Source organism: Pseudarthrobacter sp. P1 (assembly GCF_050156935.1).
In the GTDB taxonomy this organism is placed as follows: Bacteria; Actinomycetota; Actinomycetes; order Actinomycetales; family Micrococcaceae; genus Specibacter.
On sequence record NZ_CP189584.1, the window covers coordinates 308,574 to 334,131 of the forward strand.

Below are 25,558 nucleotides of genomic sequence, written 5' to 3' on the forward strand. Positions count from 1 at the left end.
TTAGATTTCCAGGCGTCGGCTGGGCGGTCCTGGGCCACGCCCGGACCCATCCATCCGAATCCTGTGCCGGGTGTCCGGATGCAGATCAGCTATGGCGACAGCGTCTCAAAACGCGGCGAAATCGCCTTCATATGACGGCTTCCCGTTCCGCGGCATTGATTCGGGCCGCTGCAACCAAAACGGTTGTCCACCAGTCCAGCAACCAGCATCATCCAACCGGCATGCCGGCCCCCTTGGCTGGCGTGCAGACCGCTATTTGAGCAGGTCGCTCATGACGGGCGCGTTCCTGTCGTTCTCGGTTAGGGGTGCCAAACCCCACAGTCTTTCCACCGTGTGCAGCAGGGAATAGTGGCTGTACGCCAGAGGGGATGTGTGGGCTTGCCGGGCTGCCGGTCCAGCGAAGATCGCTAACACTGTGTTGTTCTCGCCCTCGCCCTCGTCCCAGATGATCACCAGGAGGGAGTTCTGCGTCGTGAAGGCCGGTGAGGCCAGGATGTCCGGTACCTGATGCGACAGCCATGCATCGCCGGTCGCCACCGGGCAGTCGTGCATGTCGTTGCAAAGATTGGGACTGATAAACACATAGTTGGGCAGCCTTGAGGCGGCGGTCAGGTCCCCGTCGAGCTGGGTCAGGGGAACGACATGCGCCGCGCATGAGGCGTTGTTGTCGGTGACACTGGGGTAGTACATGAACGGGTTGTGCTTCACTGCGTAGGGGCCGGAGCTGTCCGCCGTGCAGGGAGCGGGCATGCTCTCGGCGTACATCTTCCACGTTCGCCCGGATTGGACGATTTCATCCGTGATGTTTGGTACCCGTGCCGTGCAGCTGCCACCGGGGGTGCAGTCGTCCGTGATTCCGGCGTTGGTGCCGCTGGTCAGGGCCAGGTAATTGGGCAGGCTGGGGTGGGCAACGGCCTGGTAATTGGCCGCCAGCGCATGATCGGTGGCCAATTTATTGATGTAGGGGGCGGCGGCATCGCCCAGAATGCTCGAGGCCGGTTTGTTCTCCTCAACGATGATGACGACATGATCGGGCCCGGCGGTGGTCCCCGCCGGCTGGTTTGGGACCGCTGCGGGGCTGCTGGAGGGCAGGCTCGTGACGGGCGTCGGAGGGGATGGGGTCTGGCTTGCAACGGGGCCCGGGGAGGCACATCCAGCCATGAACAGCCCCAGCGCAACAATTCCGGTCGGGACCGCAACAAAAAATTTGCTCGTCCGGCTCATTACTTGATGCTAGCCGGGGAGTCCGCAACCAGCTAGGCCTTTCCCCCGGAGACCGCCGTGCCGCCGCAGGACGGATCCCCATCCTCCCCTCCCATCTGGAACCGCCATGTCGGCATTCGGCGATTCGGATCCCATGAAAAGGGTCCGCTCACGGTTCGGCCTGGCGGGACGACCGACATGATGTGGCGGGAATGACATCGAAATTCTTCTCGCGGACCTAACAATCAACGTGCTGTGGCCGGCCATGACCTGATCCCTTGTGGTCGATCAGCCTGCCGGACACCGGAAGCGGCTGTTCCGGATTCGATAATGAGGGACCTTTTCTCCTCGGGGAGAAAGGGCCGCCGGTTCCAGCCCCGGTGATCCGTGCCGTCTTGGCGCCCCAGACGTTGCAGGGCTATCGGACCGTAAGGCCAAGCTGAGCTTCGGCGGCTCTGTCCACGGCCCGACCGATTCCGTCGGCCGTCTTCTCGTCAATGTCATGGCCATGGTCGCCGAGTTTGAAGCTCATTTGATCCCTGCACCGACCCGGGAGGACATGGCCACCGCAAAAGGTTAGGGCCCGCCTGTGTGGGAAACAGCCCAAACCATCCGAAACACAGAGGGCCAGCGGGGCCTCCATTCACTTCCCGGGTGCCCGCACCACAACCGAGATTGCCGGACTCTTCGGGGCAGCCTGCTCAACCGTCTGCCGGGCCATCCAAGGTGCAGGCGCCACCCAATCCGTGGCGTGGATGTCCGTGCCGAGCCTACCCAGACCCAAGGTGGGCCAGCGAGGCCGTGGACCTTAGGATGGATGACCATGGATGTGACCGGAACATTGCTGACGGCGGCCGGAGCATTCGCCGCCACCAACCTGGATGCCCTGCTGGTGCTCGCCATCCTCTTCCTCTCCCACCGGGCCGCCGATGTTCCCAAGACCTGGAAGATCTGGGCGGGACAGTACCTGGGCCTGGGCGCCATTGTGGCCGTGTCCATTCTGGCCGCACTCGGGCTGGCGGCGGTCCCCTTCCAATGGGTTGGCCTGTTGGGGCTTGTCCCGGTGGCCCTGGGTGTGCGCGGCTTGGTGCGCATTGCCCAGACTGACACCGTGCGGGGCCCTGCCGCCGCGGCATCCCTGGGTTCCGTGGCCGCCATGGCGCTGGCGAACGGTGGCGACAATGTCGCCGTCTACGTGCCCCTGTTCCACGGAATGGACGGGCAGTCCGGGCTGCTGACCGTGGCGGTCTTTGCCGTCCTCATCGCGGTGTGGTGCACCGCGGCCTCCTGGCTGACCACGCACCCCAAGGTCATCGGGGACCTCGGCCGCTGGGGCCATTGGGCCGTTCCCGTCCTCTATGTTGCCATTGGGGCCACCATCGTGGTCCGGTCCGGTGTTTTCAGTCTGTTGATGCCCGGCTGACAGAAGACGTGCGGAACGCCACCGGCGCCCGTGGAGGGTGACCCCAATCGGCGGGGAGGAGCCCAAAGAGGACCGCGGACCCAAGCATCAGGGAACAACCACAGACCCCGACCAGCGGGTCGCCGGTGAACCGGCTGGCCACCAAAGCCACCAATCCCAGAACAAAAAGGGCCGCGAAGGCTGCGGCGTCCGGCCACGCCTGCGCCTTTCCTGAAACAGTCCGGTGTAGGTTCGGTGGTATGCGGTCCGCCGCCGCGGAGATCGGACGGGCCATGCCTAGGTTGCGTCGGAGTCGAACGGTGCCGGAGTCCCCGGAGCCAACGTGGAGACCGGCACCTCCCGCACAGGTGGGGCCGGCACCTCCCGCACAGGTGGGGCCGGAGCGGGCGGCACGGTTGTGGCTGGCACGGGTGCAGGGCCATCGTCGGTGAGGGCGTCGCGGATGATGCGCCGGGGGTCGTATTGGCGTGGGTCCAGTTTGCGCCAGTCGATGTCCTGGAAGTCGGGTCCGAGCTGTTCCTTGAGTTCTTCCTGGGCACCGGAGGCCAGCCGCCTGAGCTCCCGCACCAGATTGGCCAACTTGGCGGCGTAGCCGGGCAGCCTGCTGGGGCCGATCACCAACACGACGACGACCATCACGAGGAGGAACTTCTCGGCACTGAATTCGAACACGTTGTGCTTCCTATCTAGTCGGTCCGCCGGGACGGGGTCTACTACCGGATCAGACCGGAGACCAGAGGGACAGCAGTGGCAAGGGCGGCGGCACCCAGGCCATGGGAGAGCAGTGCGTGGCACACGGCCGTGGACGAGGCCGCACCGGGTTGCAGATGGGCATCCGGCACCCGGTGGGTCATGGATGCAGCGAAGAACGGGTGGCCGAAGTCCTGGTAGTAGGCCGGGGCCACTGTGTGGAGGCTCGCCCGGCCACCGTCATCGTCGGGGGCCGGGGCGCAATGCAGGGCGAGGACGGAGTGGGCGAGCAACTAGGAAAAAGCAAGACTGGCCACGGCCAGAGCGAGAGCGGCATGCGGGGGTACCTCCTGGGCTGGGCCGGCATGAATGAGCACCAATCCGAGACCGCAGAGGATGGCTGCGGCGGCCAGCAGGAGTAGCGCCCGGACGGCGGGCTCCGGGACATTGCCCACCGTGTCCGATGCGGTCCCGGCGTTGCGGCGCCCCCCTGGTTGCCGCCAATTCCCAGCACAGGTACGTCAGCGACGCCGCGTTCCATCCCACCACCACGGCATAGGGCCCGGTCCCGGCCGCGGCTACCAGCAGCATCGTAGCCACGCCGACGGGCGCCACCACTGCCAGGCACAGGCCAGAACGGTGGAGGACGGTACCACCGTCCCGGCGCGTGGGGGCCGCCCTATTTGACACAGGGGACCCCTCCTCCCTGCAGGGAACCGGTCCAATCGGCGTAGGTGTTTGTTGCCGGACCGGACGGGCTGGCGGGCGTGGCGCCCTGGCCATCCGGCGCCAGAGCGCCGGCAGAGGGCCCGGGCACCTCGGAAGCTGCGGGGCCCTGCACCGCCGCGGACCCGGCGGCCGGCGGGGACGCTGTTGCCGTAGATGGCGGTTGCGGGGACAAAAGGCCTGCGACCGAGGCCTGGACCTCGGCCACATCCACCGTGTTGACGGATGCACCGTCGGGGGAGGTGCCGAACCCGGTGATGGGCAGGGTGGTGAAGGCAATGTTCCCGCCGGTGGCCGCGGAGGCCTGTTGGGCCAGTTCGATGAGGTTCAGCCCCGAATCGACCACAATGTTCTTGCTGACCGCTGTCAGCACTGACTGCATCTTGCCCAGGTCCGTGAACGTTCCCGCCTGTTTGAGCTGGTGCGAGACGGAGGCGATGAAGGCCTGCTGGCGGCGTTCACCGTCAAGGTCGGAGAACGCGTACGACGGGTCGGTGGTGTCCCGGCGCTGCCGGACGAATGCCATGGCCTGCTTCCCGTCGATTTGCTGTTCCCCGGCGACAAGGTTGGCCCCGGAATAGGTGTCCTGGGTGGCCTGGTTCACGCACACGGTGATCGGGGCGATGGCCTGGGCGACCTGGTAGAAGGCGGCCATGGTCACCTCGACAAAGTGGTCGATGTGCACACTGCCCAGGAATTGGGTGACGGTGGCGATCTCGGCCGTCCTCCCCGCCTCCCGGGCTGTCTGGTAGGTGGCGTCGTCGTCGGGTTTACCGGCGTTGATCAGCCGCGTCTTCGCCGTGGCCATCCCGTACCCGTAGGCCTCCTTGATCTTTGCCTTGAACGACTGCCCCGGAATCCCGGCAATGTCCACGTAGTCATCGCGCGGGATGGACAGGGCGGTGGCCTTGGACCCGTCGGCGGGGATGTGGAGGAGCATGAGCACGTTGGCGTTGTAGCCGCCGGTGCTTTCGTCGCCGGCGTTGAGCGCGTCGTAGAGGTCCGCGGACAGAGGCCTGCCCTGTTCATCGACGCGCGTGTCCAACCCCATCACCAGGATGTTGGTGTCCAGGGTCAGCTTCGGGACGGCGTGGTTGGCGGCGAGGGCGTTGGAGCGTTGGACGTTGTTGGTGAAGTTCAACGCCGTCACCGCCAGGATTCCGATGCCGGCCAGCACCACGGCCGCCACAGCCGCGATGGAGGAGAAGACGATGCGGCGGCGCCGGAGTGTGCGGCGGCGGTCCCTCTGGAGCAATTGCGCATAGAGGCTTGTCTGGGGAGTGCGTTGTTCCGTCATTGATTCGCAATCGTGTTGGGCCGCGTCGGAGGCGGGGCCGGGCAGGGGGTGGCATGGGCACCCTGTGTGCGCGTTCCACAGCTGACCATCAGGTTCCCCAATGGTTGGCTGGGGACTGTTGGGGGCTGCCAGCCGGGGCACGGGGGCGGCCCGCCCTGAGGGGCCTGCGGGTGATCTTTCGTGCAAGGTACAGCCCCTGTCTGAAGGTGAACTGCGGAAGATAGGCCCGTGCAATGGCGTTGGCGATGCTGGGCAGCGCGGCGGCATCGGGATAGGCCATGAACAGCGTCTCGTAGCGCGGCTGGAATTTGGCTTTGAACGCCAGCAGGGATCTGAACCCGTAGACCGGTTCAAGGGTCGCTCCGAGCCAGTCGAGCACACGGTCCATGGCACCCGTCGCCGGTGCTGGGACTCCCTGGTCCAGCGGGCTTGGAACATGCGGGCCGGTGCGGGCCAAGGGTGCGCCGGAGAGGCTGATGAATTCGAAACCGTCGTCCTTCAAGGACAGGGCGGCGGAGGCTATCAGGAATTCGATGCTCGCCCTGAACCCCGTGCCGCGGCGGCGCATGAAATCCAGGGTCCAGCCGACAACGGAGCCGTTCCGGTAGACGGGAAGCCAGGAGGTGACGGCGTGGACGGTGCCGTGGCGATCCAACGCCACCAGGCAGCGCACCTCGGGGTCATTGATTTCGTCAAGACCGCCCAGGGTGAATCCCATTTCAGGCATCCTCCGATCGGCCACCCACTCCTCAGAAATGGCCTGGATCTGGTCCACGATGGCCAGCGGGGCAGTAGGGTAGACCAGCCATTCCGCTCGGATGCCTTCCGTGGCGGCCTTGTTCACAGCGGTGCGGACGTCCTGGTATTTTTTGCCCTTGAAGGTCACCGAGTCGAGCGAAAGAATCGTTTCTTGGGCGACCTGCACCGATCCCCAGCCCAGCGAGGTCGTGATGTCCTTCACGTCAGCGGTGACGGAGTAAAAGCAGGGTGTCCAACCGTTCCCCACCGCGAAGCGGGAAAACTCCTCGACGCAGGCCCGCAACTCGGACTTTGGGCCGACAGGGACGCCAAGGCTCAACGCGATGCCAGACAGTACACGGAAGGCGACGAAGCCCGTCCCTTTGGAGGAAAACCAGTACGTGTTCCCGGCCCACATCGTCATCCACGACAACGGACTGCTTTCCTGGGCCCGCAGGATGGCCCGGGCATGGTCCTCGTCCGCCCCGTGACGGTGGTGGGCAGGCCGGAGAAACGATTTCCACACGAAGACCGCAGTGACCGCCCAGAACACGACGCCGGTGCCTTCATAAAGCACGACCGCGGCCGTGCTTTGGGGGAAGAAGGCCGGCGGCACATCCAGGAGGTAGCCCAACGGCAGGAACCGGTCGGGAATGTCGGCCACCAGTTGGGCAAGTCCCGGTGGCGGAGTGAACCCTCCGGACAGCAGGAGTCCGGCGCCGGCATAGACGCCGGCGAGGACAGCGCCGGTGGCAAGAATCCGCACCAGGAGTCCCGGGTAGGTTTTCGGCGGCGCAGAGACCTTGAAGAGCCGGTAGGTCGCCAGCAGCAGGACCACCACGAGGACAGGAAGCAGCAGGGGCAGGACCAGGCTGAGCGGGTGGTGGAACTCCGTTAGGTTGATGGCGCCTGCCCCCTCGTTCGGGGTGCTGCCGGGTGCGGCGGGCAGCAGAATCCCGGCGATGTAGGTTCCGGCCAGTGTGGCCATGACGCCTTCGAGCAGGAGCGCAGCGACCCAGGCAAAGCGGCGTCCGCGGCGCATCCCTTCGGCGAAGAGCAGCAGAAGGAAGGAGGGGAGGATGGCCATGAAGAGTCCTCCGGCCCCGGCACGCAGCTGTAGCTGGGCGCCGGCGCAGTCCCTGGCCAGGGCAGGGTCCGTGCACAGGGCCTGCAAATGGGATGGATCGACGGGCTGGATGTTGGTGAAGAGGAAACGCAGCACCGCCAACGGGCCCACCGCGTGGGGCAGCAATCCGGCCAGTACCGGGCCAACGGCGGAGGTGGCCACGATCAGGGAGACGAGGACGCGGGCTTCACGGCGCGAGCTGGACGGAAACTTCAACCGCGGCCTGTGGCCGGCCAGCAGGGGTCCCAGCAGGGTGCCTCCGCCGGCGGCCCCGAGCCTGACGAGGTCCTCGAACGAGCCGCTGTAGAGGGCCAGCAGCGCCAGCAGGGCCATGGCAGCCAGGCGCAGGCGGCGCCTCCACAGGGTGCCTAGGGTGGCGGTTGCGGCCATGGTGGCCCCGCAGATCAGCGCGCTCGGACCAAGGTAGGTGTGGGTGATCAGAACGGAGAACCAGCTGCCCATCAGTCCACGGACAGACCAGGAAAAGGCCGTGGCGGCCACGATGCCAATCGCCTGGGTGGCGAGTGCGGCCACGGCGAACCTGACGCTGCCCAGCCGGCGTTCAACGGGGGTGCCCACCAGTGCGACAAGGATGGTGCCAAGGACGTAGCCGGTAAGGTTCCGGGACCAGAATCCTGCCGCAGCCAGAGCCCACCAGTGCCCAGCGAGCGACAACGGGGTGGCAATGGTGTGCGGCCGCAGCGCACCATGGGGCCCGTGGAGGATGCTGCCGGTGGCGATACCCAGGATCCAGAAGACGGCCACGAACAAGAGGGTGACGGGCGCCTTGTGGAAGAAGGCCCACCAGTGTGACGGTGGACGCCATTTCCAAGGTCCTCTCTGGCCCAGGGCGGTGTGGGCATCAACCACAGTGATCCCTTCCATGGTCCGCGCACACCGGAATCCCGGTCCCGGTTCCATGCTGGTGGCCAGTCACCGGCTGAACGATATTTCCCGGGCGAATCGTTGCAGGATGGCCGCCCCGGCCAGCCGGGGTGCCAGTACGTTCATCCACAAGGGCAGCCAGGCGATGATGGTGGCGCTGGAAATGAGGACCGACCCGATCACGTCGCTGGGGTAGTGGACCCCGAGATAGAGGCGCGAAAACGCCACGAGGGTGACGAAGGCGGCTCCCGCAACCATAAGGGCGGCCTTCTGCCCGGAGCCGCGGCCGATGACGAGTACCACTGCCCATACCAGGGCCACGGCGAACGCCGTATGCCCGGACGGAAAACTTGTGGCCCCGGATTCCGACACCAGGGCGTGGACTGCATCGGCCGGAGGCCGGGGCCGGCCAACCAGAAATTTGGCCGCCTCCGAACCGGCCCACCCAATGCCCGCCACTGAGACGAAGGCCAGTGCCTTGAGTGGATCGTGCCGGACCAAAAACAAAATCAGAAAGGACGCCAGCAGGATCAGGACTGCACCGACGGGCCCGATGGCGTAGTGGATGAACATGCTGAGCCCGACCAGGGCTGGGGTTCGTCCCTGGCTGAGAGTGACCTCACCACCGACTTCGGAAGCCAGCGTCCCGCCAGCCTTGACGGCAAACCCCGCGGTGAGGGTGAGCGCGTAGATGAGTGCAGCGAAGGGCACGCACCACCAGGACCGGAGGGCCGGCACCATGTGGGTGTTGCTTCCTGGGGGAGTGCCCATGGATTGTCCTGACTCGATGGCTTGCGGTGATCCCTTCAGCATGCCGCCGCGCGGCTGAGAATAGGCTGAGCACCAGGGCCGGGCTTCTCAGGTTCAGCTCAACTTGGGTCGGCCATACTGCAAGCACCAAAGAAAGGACAACAGCCATGCGGATCCTGTTGGTTGAAGATGAAAAGCCGCTCGCTGAAACGCTCCGTCGCGGGCTCGGCAATGAAGGGTTCATCGTCGACGTCACCCACGACGGCGTGAGTGGACTGTGGGCGGCGACGGAAAACCCATATGACGCCATCGTCTTGGACCTGATGTTGCCGCTCAAGAACGGCTACGACGTTCTCAAAGAGATCCGGGAACGGAAAATCTGGACGCCGGTGCTGATGTTGACGGCCAAGGACGGGGACTACGACCAGACGGACGCGTTCGACCTCGGCGCGGACGACTATCTGACGAAACCGTTCAGTTTCATTGTCCTGGTGGCGCGGTTGCGGGCGTTGATCCGCCGCGGGGCGCCCGAACGCCCGGTTGTCCTGTCGGTCGGATCACTGACCCTGGACCCCTCCACCCGTGCGGTGCATCGTGGGAACACGACCATTCCACTGACCGCCCGGGAATACGGTCTGCTGCAGTACCTGATGCGCCATCACGGCCAGGTAGTCTCCAAGGCGGAGATCCTGGACAACGTGTGGGACCCGGCTTTTGAAGGCGGGGACAACGTGGTGGAAGTGTACATCAGCTACTTGCGCCGGAAGATCGACAGCCCGTTCGCCCTGGAAACGCTCACCACGGTGCGCGGCATGGGCTACCAGCTCAAGGCGGACAGTGAGGCCTAACGGGCCATCTCGCCACCCGAAGCGAGGGGCAGGCGTCCTTACGAACGATGCGGGTCAGGGTGCCGTGATGTCCAGTGCCGGGTTCAGAGGACCCGGGGGAAGGCACGGCTCGAAGCGGCAGTCTCCGTTCGGGCCTACGGTGGTGGTGATGCTTCCCCGGTGGGCGGCCATGATGCCTGCGGCGATGGCAAGGCCCAGGCCGCTGCCACCGCTTTCGCGGGATCGGCTTCGGTCGAGGCGGACAAATCGTTCAAAGACGCGTTCCCGGTCCGCTTCCGGGACCGGTTCGCCGTCGTTGTCGATGTCGACCACAATGCCGCGGGGGCCGGTTGCGAGGTTGACGGTGATGCGGGTGCGGGCGTGCCGGTTCGCGTTGTCCAGTACATTGCGCAGGACCTGCCCCAGACGGCGGGCATCCCCGGTGATCCGTGCCGGGGCGATGTCAGCGGTGACTGCGTGGTGGCTGACCGAGCGCAGCCGCCGGATCTCCTGGTCCAGGACATCGTCCAGGTCGACGTCGTCCATGCGAATCCGAATGCCACCATCGTTGGCCTTGGCCAGGGTCAGCAGATCATCCACGAGATAGCTCATCCGCAGGGTCTCCCCGGCCAGGACGTCCTTCATCTCGTACCAGGTTTGCCCAGTGGGGTCCGCCGCGGAGATTTCCACCCCGGCGGTGAGGGTCGCCAGGGGGCTGCGCAGTTCGTGGCTCGCGTCGGAGACGAACCGCCGCTGTTCCGCATCGGAAATCTGCAACTGGTCAAGCATGGTGTTCATGGTCAGGGCCAGGGCCAGGGCCTGGATCTCATCATGGGTTGATGGGACATCGACCCGTTCATTGAGCCGCCCGGCATCAATGCTCGCGACCTGGCCGCGGATCCGTTCCACCTGGCGCAAGGACCTTCCCACGAGCACCCACACGGCAGCCCCGACGACCGCCAGCAGCACGGGGGTGGCACCGAGCATGAACCACGCCACGGTGGAAACGGTGTCAACCTGGACCTGAACGGTTGAAGCGACCACAACCGTGAAAACCGTGCCGGCCGCTTCAACGCCGGTCGCGACGATAAGAAAGTCGTCGCTGTCGCCGATACTGGCGAGGCTGGACACGTCCTGTGTCACCATCTGGCCGGCGGCCGGCTTCAGGGCGGCCACCGGGGTCGTGGCCGAAGGATCGGAGGAAGCCAGGACCATACCTTCCGCGCCGAGGATCTGTACGTACTGGCCTGCATGGGCGGTGTTGGTGACGAACTGGGAGGCCTCCGAAACATCCTGGCTGGTGATCAGGGCGGCAACGTCCGCCGCCACCCGTTGGGAGGCTGTTTTTGTGGTGGACACCAGGGAGGCCTGCAGCAAAACAAGGAGCAGCACGCCGCCGATGAGCAGAGCCCCCGCCACGACGGCGACGGCCGTCGCCGTCGCCCTCTTACGCACTCCCCACGGCGGACGGCCCGGACGGGCAGAGGGGGCCGGTGTGGTGCGGGGTGTGGTCATGATCCTAGAATGGCGGCGCGGGCCGGTTCCGCACAACCGGGCCAGCCGGATTCTCAGCTGTATCTCAGCGGTCGGGGCCCACACTCGAGGAAAGGGGCATGCCCGGAAGCAGGGCTGAAGGGGTGGTGCGTTCGGGAATTGGAACCGGATGCGGGCCAACAGGCACGAATGCCGGCGCAGGGGCCTGGCTGGTTCGGACGGGCTGGTGGCAGCGGCCAAGCCCCTAGCGTGAACGGCGAGGCACGCCATGTGCCCTCCACGGGAACCGGTGACGTGCCGCGCAGTGCTGTTGCCGGCTCCAAGCCCCGATGGGCCCGGGCCAAGGCAACACCGCACCAACGCGTATTCGAAGGGAGTGCAAGCCCATGGACGGCGTCGCCGGCATTGAGCTGATGGGAGGCCCGGTTCCGGTTGGGCTTGTCCTGCTGGCATGTGCCGCTGCGGCGTTTTTGTTGTTGCGCCGCGGCCGTGGATGGTTCCGCAACGTGGCGGCGGCTGCCGTGTCGGCGTGGGCATTGGCGTTGGGGGTCAACTGGTTGCTGGTCCACCTGGCGGCGGTCAGTGCCTACGATCTTCCGTTGCCGGTCATCGGGTGGATCGCTGTGGCTGCCTGCGGCGTTTTGCTGATGCTGCTCAACCAGTTCTCCTCCCGCCTCCGGCGCAAACTCCTGGCGCCGGTCGCGGCAGCAATCATTGTTCTCACGGCCGCTGTGCAGGTGAATGCCTATTTCGGCCAGTACCGCACCATCGGGGAATTCATCGGGGGCGGCGCTGGAGGACTCACCGCGCTAACACCTGCGGCCGCGCCGACGGCGTCGGGTACTGGTGGGTTGCCGCCCGGGCATGCACCGGGGCCGGCCGTCAACGGCTGGTCGCCGCCGGTCGGGATGGCCGCCGGTGGAACCCTCCATTCGGCCCAGATCCCCGGAACCGTCTCCGGATTCCAAGCGCGCACAGGTTACGTGTACCTTCCCCCGGCCTACCAGAGTCCCAACCATCCGCTGCTGCCGGTCCTGGTCCTCGTCGCCGGGCAACCCGGCTCGCCCGAGAACTGGCTGGGCGCAGGGCAGCTAGAGGCCACCATGGACGCGTTTGCGGCTGCCCATCAAGGGCTCTCGCCGGTCGTCGTGGTGCCGGACGTCAACGGATCAGCCACTGGAAACACCATGTGCATGGACTCACGCATCGCCAAGGCCGACACCTATCTCTCCGTTGACGTCCCGGCGTGGATCAAGGCCACGTTGGGCGTCGACCCAAGCCCCCGGCGCTGGGCCATCGGCGGCTTCTCCTTCGGCGGAACGTGTGCCCTGCAGATGGCGGCGCTCCACCCGGATGTGTTCCGGTCAGCCATCGACCTCTGTGGTGAAGCCGAACCGGCCCTCACCGCGGACCGTGCCGCCACCGTCAAAGCGGCCTTCGACGGGAACACGGCAGCCTTCGAGGCCCTGACACCGTTGAACGTGATGGCCAAGAACCGCTACGAGGACAGCTGGATCTTCTTTGCCGCCGGAAGCCAGGACACGTCCTTCACCGGTTTCATGAACCGGACCTCCGCTGCGGCAGGGGCCGCGGGCATGACTGTGAAAACGCTGGCCATTCCCGGCGCAGGCCACGCCTGGGCCGTGCCTTTGCAGTCCATGGCCCCAGCCCTGGACTGGCTGGGTCCACGGCTTGGTCTAAGCCGCTGACCGGAGGAACGTCCCGCTGCGTTTCACAACGGCCGCCGGGACTGCAGGGCAGCTGACGGACACGGGGCCAGCCACCCCCGGCACCCGCAATTGTGGGCAGTCGGTTGGGTGCCGCCCCTCAGCGGTTTCTCAGCCAGGGCATGACACTGTCCAAGAAAAGCAGCGATCGGGAAAGGCAGACCACGCCGTGCAGCCCGGCCATCTCCACCGTCCTGGCCCATACATCATGGGTCCGGATGACTACAGAAACCCGACGCCCGGGACACTTTGGCGCACCAACCAACCAGGCCGGGACAGGAGCCCCTTGACGCTGCCAACCGAGGGGATGGAGCAGGTCACCCCTGCTCCGGCCTCCGGGCTGATTGCAGCCGTCCACATCGGGCGCATGATCCTTGGCCTGGAACGGCCGATGCGCCGACCGCCAGAATCCCGGTGGCAAGCCGGAGAGTTTGTGCTGTCCACCCATCACTTTCCCATACCAGCCATCGACAGGGAAGCCAATGCCGCGTCACCTCAATCGGACCCGGGGTCAACGCCGGTCGCCATTCTTCGCCCTGAGTGCCATTGTGCTCGCCGCCCTCGCAGCGGGCACGGGAATGCTGCTTCGCCCGGACGGTCCTCCGCCGGCCACGCAACCCCCGCAGGCTTCCCCGACCCCACCGTCGGTGGCTCCCGGGCCGCCCGTTCCCATGACCGGGACCGCCCCAGGAACAGCGCCGGGCCCCGCGGACAGCCCGGCGGCATCACCTGCCATCGCTCCGGACTACGTTCTTCCACCCATCCAAAACGGGATGGTCCCCGTGCTGACGAAAATACCGACACAACAGAAAGTCGTCTTCCTGACGATCGACGATGGCGCCAACAAAACGGCTCAGGAGATCGCACTCCTCAAGTCAAACAAGATCAAAGCCACTCTGTTCTTGGCCCAGGCCTTCATCAATGACAACCCGGACTTCTTCAAGGGTTTCCAAACCGATGGCAGCATGGTCGAGGACCATTCGGTCGGGCATCTGCTCAACCTCGTCCAGTTGCCCTACTCCCAACAGAAAGCGGAAATCTGTGGCATGGCCGACTTCGAACAGGCACACTACGGACGCCGGCCCGTCTTCTTCCGCCCGCCGGGCGGGCCCTACTCCGAGACCATGCGCAAAGCCGCTGCCGACTGCGGCATGAAGGCCATCATCGACTGGGAGGCCAAGGCCAACGCCGGAGGAATGGACTACCAGTGCGGCAAGTCCCTGCGGCCGGGAGACATCGTGTTGATGCACTTCCGGCCCGAATTTGCCGCAGATTTCCAGGCCTTCCTGACCGCCCAAAAGGCCGCCGGTCTGGACGTGGTGCTGCTCGAGGACTACCTGAAAACCGGGTAGCCAACTGTTTGTGCCGCCTGTGGCGCCCATCCTGAACCTCGGTCACGGATGCGGCCAGTTGCGGTCCAGTGGGCTGCGGGATTACCGTTTCCGGCACTTGCGTGGTCGATGGTGCAGGGTGAACCGCCCCGACCAATGGGCTCCGCCGCCGCAGGCGCCAACACCACCCGGATCCTGCTGCCACCCACCCCAACACGGTCGGCCGCGTAGGCCCGCTCGATCATGTCCACGGCCTGGATCTCCGAAGGCGCATAGCTGGCGTGTCAGGCCGCCGGCAGGAGGCGGGGCGCCGACCGGGAAGCGTCAACAGGGGCTGACTGGCTGACTGGCCGACTGGCTGACTGGCAGCCGGCGGTTCCAAGGTGGTGGCACTGCCTTTGATGGCGACAGCCGGTCATAATTACGCAACAGCTGCCTGTCGTTATTACAGTTAGGACTACCTTCCCTGAGGGGCCCGTTCCGGGGCCCCGGGGGACTGGGTGCTTCTGGGTTGATGAGGGGGCCTCACCTCGGCCAAGCATCCGATCCACCATTGTTCGATGATCCGCACACCATTACTGCCACCTCCGTCCCCGTCCCGGTAGCCGCATGGCGCGTCGGGACTGTTGAAAGGCCCCCATGATCCATCCCTTCAAGCAGGCAGCAGTCGCGGCCATGGCGACAGCGGCACTGTTTGCACTCTCCGCCTGCAGCGGCGCATCCACTGTGACCAACGGTTCCGGTGCGGCCGACGCCGGAATTGTCGTCTACAACGCCCAGCACGAAAACCTCACCACGGCCTGGGTGGACGCCTTCACCAAAGCAACCGGCATCAAGGTCACCCTCCGCAACGGTGACGACCTGGAAATGGGCAACCAACTCGTGGAGGAAGGCAAGAACTCCCCGGCGGACGTCTTCTTGACGGAGAACTCCCCGGCAATGGTCAGGGTTGAAAAAGCCGGACTCCTGGCGCCCCTGGACCAAACCGTCATCAACCAGGTGCCGGCCCTGTACCGGCCGTCGACCGGCGACTGGACCGGCATCGCCGCCCGGTCCACCGTCCTGGCCTACAACAAGGCAAAGATCACCACGGACCAGCTGCCCAAGTCGCTGATGGACCTGTCCGACCCCCAGTGGAAGGGGCGACTGGGTGCTTCCACCGGTGGCGCCGATTTCCAGGCCATCGTCAGCGCCATGCTTCAGCTCAAGGGCGAAGACGCCACCCTGGCCTGGTTGAAGGCCGTCAAGGACGATTTCAAGTCCTACAAGGACGACACCCCCGTCCTGGCCGCCGTGAATTCCGGCGAGATCGACGCGGGCGTCCTCTACCACTACTACTCGTTCGTGGACCAGGCCCAGACCGGCGACAACAGCCGCAACGTCAGCCTTTACTACTTCAAGAACGAGGATCCGGGCGCCTTTGTCAGCGTCTCCGGCGGTGCCGTGCTCGCTTCCAGCAAGAAGCAGGCCCAGGCCCAGCAGTTCCTGGACTTCATCACCGGCAAGGCCGGCCAGCAGGTCCTCCAAACCGGCGACTCCTTCGAATACACCGTGGGCAGCGACGTCCCGGCCAACCCCAAGCTCGTCCCGCTGAAGGACCTCCAGGCACCCTCCATCGACCCGGCGAAACTCAACGGCGCCAAAGTCACCGATCTGATGACCCAGGCCGGGCTGCTATAGCCTCGGCCGCCGGGCCGGCCCACCCGGATACCGAGTGGGTGGCAGCACACGCCGCCCGGCACCATCGAACTGCTGGAGCCGCTGTGGCTGGCAATATTGAGGCGCAGGGTCCACAGGCTTCGGCGGCGACGAAGCCTGGCGCTACCGGGGACCACAAAAGGGCGGTGCCTTGTGGCGCCTTATGCCGATGTCCACCCATCCCCGGAAGATCTCGGCCCGTGGCAGAGCTGGAAGCGACGCTTCGCACTTATCCCGGCACCGGTCCTGCGCAGGAGGGCGAAGGTGATGCCGTTGTCGGCCCCCGAGCTTTGTTGGGGCGTTCACGATGGTTCTTACGGCCACCGCGGTAACAGATAACAGGGCTCAGTCGGGTGGGCCGGACGACGTTGCTTGCCAGATGTGGCCATCCAGGTCGGCAAACGCGCCCGCATACCCCCAGGGTTGCTGCCCGGGCTCCGTGACGATTTCTGCTCCGGCCTGCCGTGCACGTTCGACCAAATCATCAACACCCGATGCGCTGCCGGTGCTTATGCTGATGAAGCACTCGCTGGACCCGCCTGCTGCGACGTCGCGGCCGCCCACCACCCACCTGAAACCGCCCCTGGGAATGAGCATGAGCCTGACCCCGTCATTGAGTGTGAACTGCAATGGCTCGGGCACCCCGTCATCGGCCACAGGGCCCACGGGGATTAGACCCAGTCCTTGGGCGTAAAAGGCAAAGGCTCTTTGGCGATCTGCGATCGGCAGGCTAACGATAACCGGTTCGGGCTTCATGATGACATTCTTCCGTGCAGCGACCACTTACTGTCTGCCAGCCGGGGAATTATTCAGCTCGTGTCTTGGAGGGACTGCCTCGGTCTTGTTGACTCCTTGACTTAGCGATCCGGTTCTCATGGATGAATGTGGATCCTGTTGGCCAGCGTTAGCCTGGTTGACGCAGGGGACCCTGGCGAGTCTTGACCAATCGTGGCATTCGGGATGTCCATGGCCTTCTTGACTGGCGCTGTTGGAAGAGACAAAAAGGTGGGTGTTGACAATGTCAACACCCTTTGCCTTCGGACTCGGCCGTACCGGTGCCGGATTGGCCCGGATTCGGCATGTTTCCGGAACTTCCCAGTGTTTGCAAGGGCTGGAATCCGGTTCGAGTCCCACCTCGGGCACAGTGTTTCCACAGGTCAGGGGCCCTTTTGGCCTCTGACTGTGGACAAAACCCGCCAATTTGTACACACGACGTGCACTTGGCGCGCCTTTTTGGCCAGAATCTACGGGCCCATGGCGTGTGGGTTGCGCTGGGCGCTGACCATCTGTTTGTTCTCGATTCCTAGATCTGCTATCAGGTTTTCTGCCTTCACCTATTCAGCTTGGAAATCGGGGCTTGCTACATGACTTGGCACCAATTTCTCTTCACCGGTTGGCCGTGCCAGTCCTGACCGCCATGCCACACCGGTTCTGTAATCTCATGCTTCGGCTGACTGTCCGTGTTCTTCATCGGGACATTTCCTACACGCGGCATGACTTTCTGGATGCCAGGCGCCATCGGGAAGAGAGCCCCCAGACTGACTGTGTGGCGAAGATTGTGGTTCTTGGTTCCAGTCCAATGCCGTAATTCCAATGCTGGAAGGGGGGTGCCGGCGATGCGGGGGATTGGGCCGCCCATCCTCCCGCGGGCGGCATGAAGGCGTGCGTGACGTACTTGACGTACGTGGCGTACATGTGGATGATGTTAGGCATGAGCACCCCTACGCATGAGACCGCCGCCGGGCGCACCTACGGGTTTACGCAGGCCCGGGATTCGTTGAAGGCGATCCTGGATTCCAGCGAGCGGGGAGGCCTGTCCACCATCCGCCGCCCCGACCGCGCCCCGGCCGCCGTGGTCAACGGTGAGAGCCTGCGCCGGTACCTGGAATTGACGGTCGTGGCGAACGTTCAGGTTGTGCACGAGGACGGCGCCTGGGCCGTGTTCATGCCGGGGCAGCCCTTTGCCGCCGAGGCCACGGACCTGGGGGAGGCGCTGGCAGACTTCGTCGACGCATTGCGCGACTATGCCGAGGACTGGGAAGACCACCTGCATGCCGCGCCGAACCACCGGGAGAACTGGGCCCTGGTCCAGCTCATCGATCTCTCCACCGATGAGCAGCTGACCACCTGGCTCACCGGCTCTGCGGCGTGAGCACCCGCCGCCTGGGTGGCCGGGACGACCACGAGAAGTTCTGCCTGACCGAGCACTGGGAACTGGTGGTCAACGCCCGCGGGAAGCCGGTGCGGCACCACGCCACGTACCGGCTGGCCCTGCCTGACGGGCGGATCCTGCGAACCCGCATTTCACGGCCGGTGGACCGGACCACGTACTCGCCGTCGATATGGAACCACATCCTCGCCGACCAGCTCCTGGTCGGAGACGACGAGTTCTGGAACTGTGTGGAGCACGGCGTATTGCCGGCCCGCGGTGCGGCACCAGTGCCTGCCGCCGCACTTCCCCTGGCGTTTGTGTGGCAGCTCACCCATACCGTCGGCGTGGACGAGGCCGTGGTTGCCGGGATGTCGAAGGAGCAGGCTGTGCAGGCGATCAACGACTACTGGATGTCCCAGGGGAGCAGACCCGGTGACTGAACGTTCTGGGGCTGTCCGGATGCCATCGCCTTCACTCGACTACCTGGCAACGACCTTGGAGCCGCCCAACCATCCGAATCTACGGGCGTTTGTGGTCGTGGTTGCTTCGGATTGAATCTGAGGGTTCGTTGGTGGATGTGGGAGGGCGCAGGCGTAGTGGCGGCCGACAGCTCCGCTGCTGATTAATTGCTGGTGCGCCGACCCGGACGGCCAAGCTGTCCGCTGCCGAGCGCAGGGTCGCAACGGAGCCCTGACCGGTCAGCGTTGAAGTGGGCGATCCTGCGCCTGGAGAATCAGGGGTGACTTGCGTCGGGCCGGGGGTTGCTTGCCAGCTTCTGAACCTGCCCGCGGAGCGGTTCGTAGCGGTCAAGAATGGCAGCCTGGTAGCGGCGGCCGCGCGAATGGAGAGCCATCTCGTACATGGTCCTATGCGTTTTGGCCGTCTCCAGTAGCTCGTCCTGACTGGGTGTTCTGATGGTGTTGGCCACCGTGGAGTGGACCTCCCACAAGGCTGTTCCGAGCTGCTTTGCCAGCTTGTTGCCGGCGTGGCCCAGCAATTGCTGGTGAAAGCGCTTCTCCGCGGCCACCACGCCGGCTGGGTTGTTGGCCGCCGCGTGGGTGTCCATCGCAGCCAGCGTTTCCTCAATGGCGGGGTCAGGGGTCTGGGCCAACCCAGCCATGACATGGTCTGTCAGGGCAATGTCGAAAGCCTCGCGCAGATCGATGAGGTCATCAATGACTTCCAGATCGCCCTGGCTGCTGAGAAGGCCCTTGAAGATCAAGCTCTCGATGGTGCCGGCAAATGACATCTGGCCAACAAATGTCCCGTGCCCATGGCGGATCTCGATGATGTCCAGAGCGGCCAGCGTCCTGAGGGCCTCACGGACGCTCGAGCGGCTGGCGCTGAGGATCTCCGCAAGATCGGTCTCGCTGGGCAGCGGATCACCCGGGAGCATGCGCTTGTCCAGAATGTAGCGCTTCAGCCTGTCCGTGAGCGTCTCCCGCTCATTCGCGGGTGCAGCCCAGCCACCGGCGTCCGGGTGAGTGCTCATGGTGTCTTCTCCTCGCCTTGCATGCGCCCACCATCCGATGGGCATTCCTTCGATACAGCTAAGTACACCACTGTCCTACGTCCTGGAGCTAGTCCTCAGACGTACGAGGACCAATGATTGCCGAAAAATGGCCATTTTTGGCCAAATTCATGAATTCGCTTGACGTAGATCACGTTAATCATCAACGATAGGTCCTACGTCGTCAGACTTCTGGAAGTCAGTACCACCCACCCGACCTCAATCCGAAGGACTAGAGCATGCGTGACACATCCGAACACCGCGGTCTCGACCGCCGTGCATTCTTGAAGTACACCGGCCTTATCGGCGCCGCGGCCACACTGACCGCAGGGGTGGCCGCCTGCGGCGGCCCCAAGTCGAGCGGATCCGTGGGTGGCAGTGCTTCGGCACTGAGCCACATCGACGTGGCCATTGGCTACAACAACAACAGCAGCTGGGATCCGCTGAACACGGGATCGGCCTTTGCGATGGCTGCGCACAACCACATCTACGAAGGCCTCTGGGATGCCGAGGCCGTCACTCGCACCCCTTATGCCGCCCTGGCCAGCGAGATGCCTTCGGATCCGAAGGCCACCGAATGGACTGTCAAGCTCCGCGCCGGCGCCACCTTCCACGATGGCAAGCCTGTCACCGCCGACGACGTTGTCTACTCCTTCGGTCGTGTGCTGGACACGGGCAAAAAGGTCCTCACGAACGCCTTCTTTGCGTCGTGGCTGAACGGGGTGACCAAGGTTGACGACACCACGGTGAAGATCTCGATGAAGTTCCCGTTCGCGTCGGCCGTTCAGCGCTTCTCAATTGTCAAGGTCATGCCGAAGCACGTATTCGAGTCGCAGGACGCTGACTTCCTCAAGCAGGGCAAGAATGCGATCGGCTCCGGCCCCTTCAAGGTCAAGGCCCACCAGGACACATCGTTCACCTCGTTTGAAAAGCATGAGGGCTACAACGGAGCTCTGAAGCCGGCGTTCACCTCCATGCAGTGGAACGTCTCGGTTGACGCCGCGGCGAGGGTGGGGCTGCTGACGTCGGGCACGTCCGGAGTCCAGATTTCGGACAACATCCCCCAGGACAACATTGATTCGCTCAAGGGGAAGGGCCTCAGCGTCGAAGGCGTGGACAGCATGAATCTGCTGGGGTTGGTCTTCAACACCAACAAGGCGCCGTTCAATGACAAGCGTGTACGCCAGGCACTGCGCATGGCCATTGACACGCAAAAGCTGATTGACGTTGCCATTGCGGGGAAGGGCACGCCGTCGACGTCGTTCCTGCACACCAAGAGCCCGGAGTACCACAAGGCGGCTACCCAGTACTCCTACAACCCCGAAAAGGCCAAAGCGCTGTTGGCTGAAGCTGGCGTGGCAAACCTTGCTGTGACGCTGCTGTCCACCAACATCTCCTGGACCAAGGTGGCGGTGAACACCATCAAGGAAGGCTGGGAAGCCGTCGGTGTGGCCACCACCCTCGACGTCCAGGAGACGGCGGCCTTCAATTCCAAGGTTGCTGCAGGGGAACCGGTGGATGCCTTGACCTTCGCCGGCAACCCCAACCAGTTTGGTGCCGATGCCGATCTGAACATCCGCTGGTTCTACTCGAACTCCAACACGTTCCTGCCCTGGAACAAATGGGGCGAGACTGCGGAGTTTAAGGCCCTGGATGCGCAGCTGAATGCAGCCATCCAAGCCACAGATCCGGAAGACCACAAGGCCAAGACGAACGCCGCTCTGGACACCATCGCCGATGAAGCCGTGATCTACCCGGTGATGCACATGCAACTGTTCACCGCCTGGGACCCCAAGAAGATCGACGGCGTCAAGCCACTGGACATCCCCGGCGTGAACCTGCTCAAGGCCACCCGCACCGCGTAGAACGTCACGCCCCCATCGTTTGCCGTGGCCCTGGTAGGACAGGGCCCGGCAAACAACGAGTGTTTGCCGGGGCCCCGGTGGGACTGGGCCCCGGCAAACACCTTCTTTGCTCCCCAACTCTAAGGATTCCGCAGTGGTAATGGTTCTACGGCTGCTCGGACGACGTGTCATCTCGCTGGTGCCGCTGGTTCTGGGCATCATCCTCTTCGTCTTCACCGTCATGCAGTTCTCCAAGACAGACCCGGCTGTTGCCGTTTTTGCCGATGCCCCGGTGTCGGCAGACCAGCTCGACCAGTTCCGCGAAGAACATGGTCTCAACGAGCCCTTTTTTGTGAAGTACTTCGTCTTCGTGGGACTGATCATCCAGGGCCAGCTGGGCAAGAGCCTGTCCACCGGAGAAACCGTCCTCAACATGATTTCCACGGCCCTGCCGTTGACACTTCAGCTGACGCTTCTTGGTCTGGTCATAGCGCTGGTGCTGGCATTCATTCTCGGCACGGTCTCGGCCATCTACCGGGACCGCGCCCCCGACCAGATCATCCGCGTCGTCACGCTGCTTGGCGTAGCCGCACCGTCGTTCTGGATCGCGCTTCTGCTGGTCCAGTGGCTGGCCATCGAGAACCCAATCTTTCCATCCAGCCGCTATGTCAACCCGGGGGACTCCATCACCGGCTGGCTTCAGAGCATGACGCTGCCAGCACTGTCCCTGGCATTTCCCATCGCCGCCCAAATGACCCGCATCATCCGCACCTCCATGGTGGAGGAACTTGACAGGGACTACGTCCGCACCGCCCGCGGTGGGGGACTGCACCCCGTCGTAGTGGTGGGCCGCAACGTCCTGCGCAACGCGTTGATCAATCCTCTCAACGTCCTGGGACTGCGGGTGGGGTACCTGATGGGCGGTGCCGTGGTGATTGAGCAGATGTTCAACCTGCCGGGCATGGGCCAGATCATGATCGACGCAGTGAAGAACAACGAACCGGCCATCGTCCAAGGAGCAGTCCTGACCATCGCCTTGGGCTTTGTCGTCATCAACCTTGTCGTCGACATTCTCTCCATGATCGCCAACCCCCGCCTGAGGAGCCACACTTCATGAGAAAGCAGCTCACCCAGCGCCTTTCGCAGCCCGGGTTCAAACTCGGCAGACTCACCGTTTCCGGCTGGATCGCCGTCGTCGTCATCACGCTGGTGGCACTGGGCGCCATCTTTGGTTCGATGATCATCACAGCCGACCCCAACCTGCAAACGGTGGCACCCCACAAGGCCCCCAGCTGGGCGCACCCCCTCGGACTGGACGGCCAGGGCCGCGACCTGTTGGCCCGATTGGCCACAGGTGCGCGCTGGTCGCTGGCCATCGGCCTCGGCTCGACACTGCTGGCGTTGGTGGCCGGTGCCGTCATTGGTTCCATCGCCGCCACCAGCCGCAAAGTGGTCGATGAAGTCATCATGCGCGTGCTGGACATCATCATGGCGTTTCCGGGCATTGCCCTCGCCGCAGTCCTGGTGGCCGTCTTTGGCCGTGATCTACCGGTCCTTATCGCCGCTATCGGTTTCCTCTACACGCCCATGGTGGCGCGCATTGTCCGGGCCAACGTGCTGGACCAATACGGTGAAGACTACGTGGCGGCCGAGAAGATCATCGGCGCCAAGCGTTTCTTCATCATCACCCGGCATGTGGCCATCAACTGCGCCGCACCGATTTTGGTGTTCTGCACCGTCCTCGTGGCGGACGCAATCGTCTTTGAAGCCTCCCTGTCCTTCATCGGAGCAGGCGTACAGCAGCCCTATGCGTCCTGGGGCAGCGTCATCGCCGAGGGCAAGGAACTGCTGATGCTCGGCGGCTGGTGGGCCACCACCTTCCCAGGCATCCTGATCTTCCTCACGGTGGTGTCCCTCAACATCCTCTCCGAAGGCATCGCCGATGCCCTGGCCGCGCCCACTGCCAAGGCCTCAAAAGCCGCGGTTACGGCACGGAAAGCTGAACAGTCGGAAGTCAAGGAAGCGCAGGCCGCCGCGGCAGTGGTGGAACTTCCAGGCCTGGTGGCCGCGGCCGCCCGGATCAAAGGCCGGCTCAAAGACTTCTCCGGGTTGGAACCCGTCCTTCAGGTGCAGGACCTCACCATTTCCTTCCGCGACCGCCATAACGGCGTCAACGTGGTCAACGGCGTCAACTTCGATGTCAGGCCCGGTGAAGTCCTGGGGGTGATCGGCGAATCCGGCTGCGGCAAATCCCTCACCTCCCTGGCCATCATGGGCCTGGAGCCTCGTGGTGCGCAGATCGGCGGTTCCATCCTGTTCCAGGGACAGAACCTGCTGGAAATGAAGGCATCCCAGCGCCGGGCACAAATGGGCCACGGCATCTCGATGATCTACCAGGACGCGCTCTCCTCCCTCAACCCGGCCATGACCGTCCGCGCCCAACTGGGCCAGTTTGTCCGGCGCGGCGGCAAGCGCAGCTGCGAAGAACTGCTGGAACTGGTCAATTTGGACCCGCAGCGAACCCTCAAGGCCTACCCCCACGAACTCTCCGGCGGACAGCGCCAGCGGGTGCTGATTGCCATGGCCTTGTCCCGGGAACCCAAGCTGATCGTTGCCGATGAACCGACGACGGCGCTGGACGTGACGGTCCAGGCCCAGGTCATGAAGCTCCTGCTGCGGCTCAAGGATGAGCTGGGATTCGCGCTCGTGCTCGTTTCACACGACCTGGCGCTGGTCTCGGATATTGCCGACCGCGTGGTGGTCATGTACGGCGGCCAGGTGGCCGAGGCCGGATCCATTGACGCCGTCATCGGCCAACCCGCCCACCACTACACCCGGGGCCTGCTCTCCGCCGTCCTGTCCTTGGAAGCAGGGGATGAAACGCTCACACAAATCAAGGGCGTCGTCCCGTCGCCCGCGAGTTTCCCCGCAGGATGCCGGTTTGCGGATCGCTGCCCCCTGGCCACAGGCCTCTGCCGGACCGAGGAACCGCCTGTGAGCAGGACCCCGGAACACCATCTGGTGGCATGCCACCACCCGGCCATTGACCTGGCGGGATCATTGAAAGAAGAGGCACTGACATGACCGAGCCGCTCACCCAGACGCTAGGGATGACAGCGTCGTCAACAACGCAAACGCCCGTCCTCGAATTGACGGACATTCATGTCCGGCACCAGATCAAGGGATCGAGTCTGCTGGGCAAGGAAACGGTCTACGCACTCACCGGGGCCAACCTGAGCGTCGCCGCTGGGGAAACGGTGGGCATCGTCGGTGAATCCGGTTGTGGAAAGTCCACCCTGGCGAAAACCATCGTCGGCCTTCAAAAGCCGTCCGACGGCGAGGTCCTGTTCAATGGTGCGCCGCTGTGGCAAATGACCGATGCGCACCGCCGGACGGAGTTTGGCCGCAATGTGGGCATGATCTTCCAGGATCCATCGACAGCCCTCAACCGCCGCCTGCCCATCCGCCGGATCCTCCGCGACCCATTGGACGTCCACGGCATTGGAAGCGGCAGCAGCCGGGAGGAGCGCGTGCGCGAACTCATGGACCTCGTTGGCCTGCCAACGAGCGCCGCGGATGCCCTGCCCACGCAGTTGTCAGGCGGACAGTGCCAGCGCGTAGCCATCGGCCGGGCGCTCGCGCTCGGACCGTCGCTGCTGGTGGCGGACGAGCCAACCTCGGCCCTGGACGTCTCAGTGCGTGCCCAAATCCTGAACCTGCTGCTGCGCCTCAAAGTGGACATGAATCTGGCGATGATCTTCATCTCCCATGACATCCAAACTGTGCGTCGGATGAGCGACCGCATCGTCACCATGTATCTGGGCAGGATTGTCGAAGAGGTGCCTTCGGCCCTGACGCCCGGGGGAGTGGCGCACCCCTACACCAAGGCCCTGCTCTCGGCCACACCCAGCATCCTCGACGAGATCAACCCGATCAGCCTTGAGGGCCCCGTCCCATCAGCGGTCCGGCCGCCGTCCGGCTGCCCCTTCCGCACACGCTGTTGGAAGGCGAGTTCGGAATGCGCCGGGGAGATGCCGCCGCTGACGGTCCTCAGCCGGGAGCCCCTGCACACGCTGCGTTGCTACCACCCGGTGGGCGATGGCACCGCCGACGCCGGGCCGCGGTCAGCGTAACCGG

The 25,558-nt window shown here is 64.6% G+C and carries 20 protein-coding genes; 11 read left to right on the forward strand and 9 right to left on the reverse strand.

What is annotated here, in order from left to right; genetic code table 11:
- Positions 1 to 252: 252 nt before the first annotated feature.
- Positions 253 to 1,224 (reverse strand): alkaline phosphatase family protein, encoded by a 972-nt coding sequence (locus tag ACQCSX_RS01340; protein ID WP_427017324.1) that lies wholly within the window; start codon positions 1,222 to 1,224, stop codon positions 253 to 255.
- A 796-nt stretch (positions 1,225 to 2,020) separates the two neighbouring features.
- Between ACQCSX_RS01340 and ACQCSX_RS01345 the strand changes: the two genes are divergently transcribed.
- Positions 2,021 to 2,626 carry a cadmium resistance transporter gene (locus tag ACQCSX_RS01345; protein WP_427017325.1) on the forward strand — a complete coding sequence of 202 codons (606 nt, stop codon included), beginning with the start codon at positions 2,021 to 2,023 and terminating at the stop codon, positions 2,624 to 2,626.
- A 276-nt stretch (positions 2,627 to 2,902) separates the two neighbouring features.
- Here ACQCSX_RS01345 and ACQCSX_RS01350 read toward each other — a convergent pair whose 3' ends face one another.
- The 5 genes from ACQCSX_RS01350 to ACQCSX_RS01370 form a co-directional block, all read right to left on the reverse strand.
- A complete protein-coding gene (locus ACQCSX_RS01350) occupies positions 2,903 to 3,298 on the reverse strand; it encodes a twin-arginine translocase TatA/TatE family subunit (RefSeq protein ID WP_427017326.1) in 396 nt (131 codons plus the stop codon).
- Between the two features lie 41 nt (positions 3,299 to 3,339).
- Positions 3,340 to 3,609 carry a hypothetical protein gene (locus tag ACQCSX_RS01355; RefSeq protein ID WP_427017327.1) on the reverse strand — a complete coding sequence of 90 codons (270 nt, stop codon included), beginning with the start codon at positions 3,607 to 3,609 and terminating at the stop codon, positions 3,340 to 3,342.
- Between the two features lie 386 nt (positions 3,610 to 3,995).
- A complete protein-coding gene (locus ACQCSX_RS01360; RefSeq protein WP_427017328.1) occupies positions 3,996 to 5,339 on the reverse strand; it encodes an LCP family protein in 1,344 nt (447 codons plus the stop codon).
- An 88-nt stretch (positions 5,340 to 5,427) separates the two neighbouring features.
- Positions 5,428 to 7,968 (reverse strand): bifunctional lysylphosphatidylglycerol flippase/synthetase MprF, encoded by a 2,541-nt coding sequence (locus ACQCSX_RS01365; RefSeq protein ID WP_427017329.1) that lies wholly within the window; start codon positions 7,966 to 7,968, stop codon positions 5,428 to 5,430.
- Positions 7,969 to 8,136: 168 nt separating this feature from the next.
- Entirely contained in the window at positions 8,137 to 8,859 is a 723-nt protein-coding gene (locus tag ACQCSX_RS01370; protein WP_427017330.1) for a phosphatase PAP2 family protein, read from the reverse strand.
- Positions 8,860 to 9,005: 146 nt separating this feature from the next.
- Here ACQCSX_RS01370 and ACQCSX_RS01375 point away from each other — a divergent pair, with 146 nt between their 5' ends.
- Entirely contained in the window at positions 9,006 to 9,686 is a 681-nt protein-coding gene (locus ACQCSX_RS01375) for a response regulator transcription factor (protein WP_427017331.1), read from the forward strand.
- Between the two features lie 54 nt (positions 9,687 to 9,740).
- Here ACQCSX_RS01375 and ACQCSX_RS01380 read toward each other — a convergent pair whose 3' ends face one another.
- Positions 9,741 to 11,180 (reverse strand): sensor histidine kinase, encoded by a 1,440-nt coding sequence (locus tag ACQCSX_RS01380; protein WP_427017332.1) that lies wholly within the window; start codon positions 11,178 to 11,180, stop codon positions 9,741 to 9,743.
- 365 nt (positions 11,181 to 11,545) lie between these two features.
- On the opposite strand from ACQCSX_RS01380, the gene ACQCSX_RS01385 reads away from it, so the two are divergent.
- The 3 genes from ACQCSX_RS01385 (at position 11,546) to ACQCSX_RS01395 (ending at position 15,897) form a co-directional block, all read left to right on the forward strand.
- Complete coding sequence (locus tag ACQCSX_RS01385; protein WP_427017333.1) at positions 11,546 to 12,868, forward strand: alpha/beta hydrolase; 1,323 nt, start codon at positions 11,546 to 11,548, stop codon at positions 12,866 to 12,868.
- Between the two features lie 791 nt (positions 12,869 to 13,659).
- The gene (locus ACQCSX_RS01390) at positions 13,660 to 14,238 is read left to right on the forward strand and encodes a polysaccharide deacetylase family protein (RefSeq protein WP_427017334.1); all 579 of its coding nucleotides are present in this window, start codon (positions 13,660 to 13,662) and stop codon (positions 14,236 to 14,238) included.
- Positions 14,239 to 14,856: 618 nt separating this feature from the next.
- Entirely contained in the window at positions 14,857 to 15,897 is a 1,041-nt protein-coding gene (locus ACQCSX_RS01395; protein ID WP_427017335.1) for an iron ABC transporter substrate-binding protein, read from the forward strand.
- A gap of 363 nt (positions 15,898 to 16,260) precedes the next feature.
- Here ACQCSX_RS01395 and ACQCSX_RS01400 read toward each other — a convergent pair whose 3' ends face one another.
- A complete protein-coding gene (locus tag ACQCSX_RS01400) occupies positions 16,261 to 16,671 on the reverse strand; it encodes a VOC family protein (RefSeq protein WP_427017336.1) in 411 nt (136 codons plus the stop codon).
- Positions 16,672 to 17,626: 955 nt separating this feature from the next.
- On the opposite strand from ACQCSX_RS01400, the gene ACQCSX_RS01405 reads away from it, so the two are divergent.
- Together ACQCSX_RS01405 and ACQCSX_RS01410 are read left to right on the forward strand one after the other, a co-directional pair.
- Positions 17,627 to 18,067 (forward strand): hypothetical protein, encoded by a 441-nt coding sequence (locus ACQCSX_RS01405; protein ID WP_427017337.1) that lies wholly within the window; start codon positions 17,627 to 17,629, stop codon positions 18,065 to 18,067.
- Positions 18,064 to 18,507: a cytotoxic translational repressor of toxin-antitoxin stability system gene (locus ACQCSX_RS01410; protein ID WP_427017338.1), complete on the forward strand. Its 444-nt coding sequence runs from the start codon at positions 18,064 to 18,066 to the stop codon at positions 18,505 to 18,507. The genes ACQCSX_RS01405 and ACQCSX_RS01410 overlap by 4 nt, the downstream gene beginning before the upstream one ends.
- Before the next feature lie 293 nt (positions 18,508 to 18,800).
- Here ACQCSX_RS01410 and ACQCSX_RS01415 read toward each other — a convergent pair whose 3' ends face one another.
- Entirely contained in the window at positions 18,801 to 19,559 is a 759-nt protein-coding gene (locus ACQCSX_RS01415; RefSeq protein ID WP_427017339.1) for a FadR/GntR family transcriptional regulator, read from the reverse strand.
- A gap of 257 nt (positions 19,560 to 19,816) precedes the next feature.
- Here ACQCSX_RS01415 and ACQCSX_RS01420 point away from each other — a divergent pair, with 257 nt between their 5' ends.
- The 4 genes from ACQCSX_RS01420 (at position 19,817) to ACQCSX_RS01435 (ending at position 25,554) form a co-directional block, all read left to right on the forward strand.
- The gene (locus tag ACQCSX_RS01420) at positions 19,817 to 21,442 is read left to right on the forward strand and encodes an ABC transporter substrate-binding protein (RefSeq protein ID WP_427017340.1); all 1,626 of its coding nucleotides are present in this window, start codon (positions 19,817 to 19,819) and stop codon (positions 21,440 to 21,442) included.
- 139 nt (positions 21,443 to 21,581) lie between these two features.
- On the forward strand, positions 21,582 to 22,538 hold the full coding sequence (locus ACQCSX_RS01425; protein WP_427017341.1) for an ABC transporter permease: 957 nt from the start codon (positions 21,582 to 21,584) through the stop codon (positions 22,536 to 22,538).
- A complete protein-coding gene (locus ACQCSX_RS01430) occupies positions 22,535 to 24,505 on the forward strand; it encodes a dipeptide/oligopeptide/nickel ABC transporter permease/ATP-binding protein (RefSeq protein ID WP_427017342.1) in 1,971 nt (656 codons plus the stop codon). The genes ACQCSX_RS01425 and ACQCSX_RS01430 overlap by 4 nt, the downstream gene beginning before the upstream one ends.
- The gene (locus ACQCSX_RS01435; RefSeq protein WP_427017343.1) at positions 24,502 to 25,554 is read left to right on the forward strand and encodes an oligopeptide/dipeptide ABC transporter ATP-binding protein; all 1,053 of its coding nucleotides are present in this window, start codon (positions 24,502 to 24,504) and stop codon (positions 25,552 to 25,554) included. The genes ACQCSX_RS01430 and ACQCSX_RS01435 overlap by 4 nt, the downstream gene beginning before the upstream one ends.
- Positions 25,555 to 25,558 lie beyond the last annotated feature (4 nt).

Bases quoted from the DNA above. Each gene is read 5' to 3' on its own strand.
- ACQCSX_RS01340 (WP_427017324.1), bottom strand. From the start codon at position 1,224: ATGAGCCGGACGAGCAAATTTTTTGTTGCGGTCCCGACCGGAATTGTT.
- ACQCSX_RS01345 (WP_427017325.1), top strand. From the start codon at position 2,021: ATGACCATGGATGTGACCGGAACATTGCTGACGGCGGCCGGAGCATTC.
- ACQCSX_RS01360 (WP_427017328.1), bottom strand. From the start codon at position 5,339: ATGACGGAACAACGCACTCCCCAGACAAGCCTCTATGCGCAATTGCTC.
- ACQCSX_RS01370 (WP_427017330.1), bottom strand. From the start codon at position 8,859: ATGGGCACTCCCCCAGGAAGCAACACCCACATGGTGCCGGCCCTCCGG.
- ACQCSX_RS01375 (WP_427017331.1), top strand. From the start codon at position 9,006: ATGCGGATCCTGTTGGTTGAAGATGAAAAGCCGCTCGCTGAAACGCTC.
- ACQCSX_RS01380 (WP_427017332.1), bottom strand. From the start codon at position 11,180: ATGACCACACCCCGCACCACACCGGCCCCCTCTGCCCGTCCGGGCCGT.
- ACQCSX_RS01385 (WP_427017333.1), top strand. From the start codon at position 11,546: ATGGACGGCGTCGCCGGCATTGAGCTGATGGGAGGCCCGGTTCCGGTT.
- ACQCSX_RS01390 (WP_427017334.1), top strand. From the start codon at position 13,660: ATGGTCCCCGTGCTGACGAAAATACCGACACAACAGAAAGTCGTCTTC.
- ACQCSX_RS01395 (WP_427017335.1), top strand. From the start codon at position 14,857: ATGATCCATCCCTTCAAGCAGGCAGCAGTCGCGGCCATGGCGACAGCG.
- ACQCSX_RS01400 (WP_427017336.1), bottom strand. From the start codon at position 16,671: ATGAAGCCCGAACCGGTTATCGTTAGCCTGCCGATCGCAGATCGCCAA.
- ACQCSX_RS01405 (WP_427017337.1), top strand. From the start codon at position 17,627: ATGAGCACCCCTACGCATGAGACCGCCGCCGGGCGCACCTACGGGTTT.
- ACQCSX_RS01415 (WP_427017339.1), bottom strand. From the start codon at position 19,559: ATGAGCACTCACCCGGACGCCGGTGGCTGGGCTGCACCCGCGAATGAG.
- ACQCSX_RS01420 (WP_427017340.1), top strand. From the start codon at position 19,817: ATGCGTGACACATCCGAACACCGCGGTCTCGACCGCCGTGCATTCTTG.
- ACQCSX_RS01425 (WP_427017341.1), top strand. From the start codon at position 21,582: ATGGTTCTACGGCTGCTCGGACGACGTGTCATCTCGCTGGTGCCGCTG.
- ACQCSX_RS01430 (WP_427017342.1), top strand. From the start codon at position 22,535: ATGAGAAAGCAGCTCACCCAGCGCCTTTCGCAGCCCGGGTTCAAACTC.
- ACQCSX_RS01435 (WP_427017343.1), top strand. From the start codon at position 24,502: ATGACCGAGCCGCTCACCCAGACGCTAGGGATGACAGCGTCGTCAACA.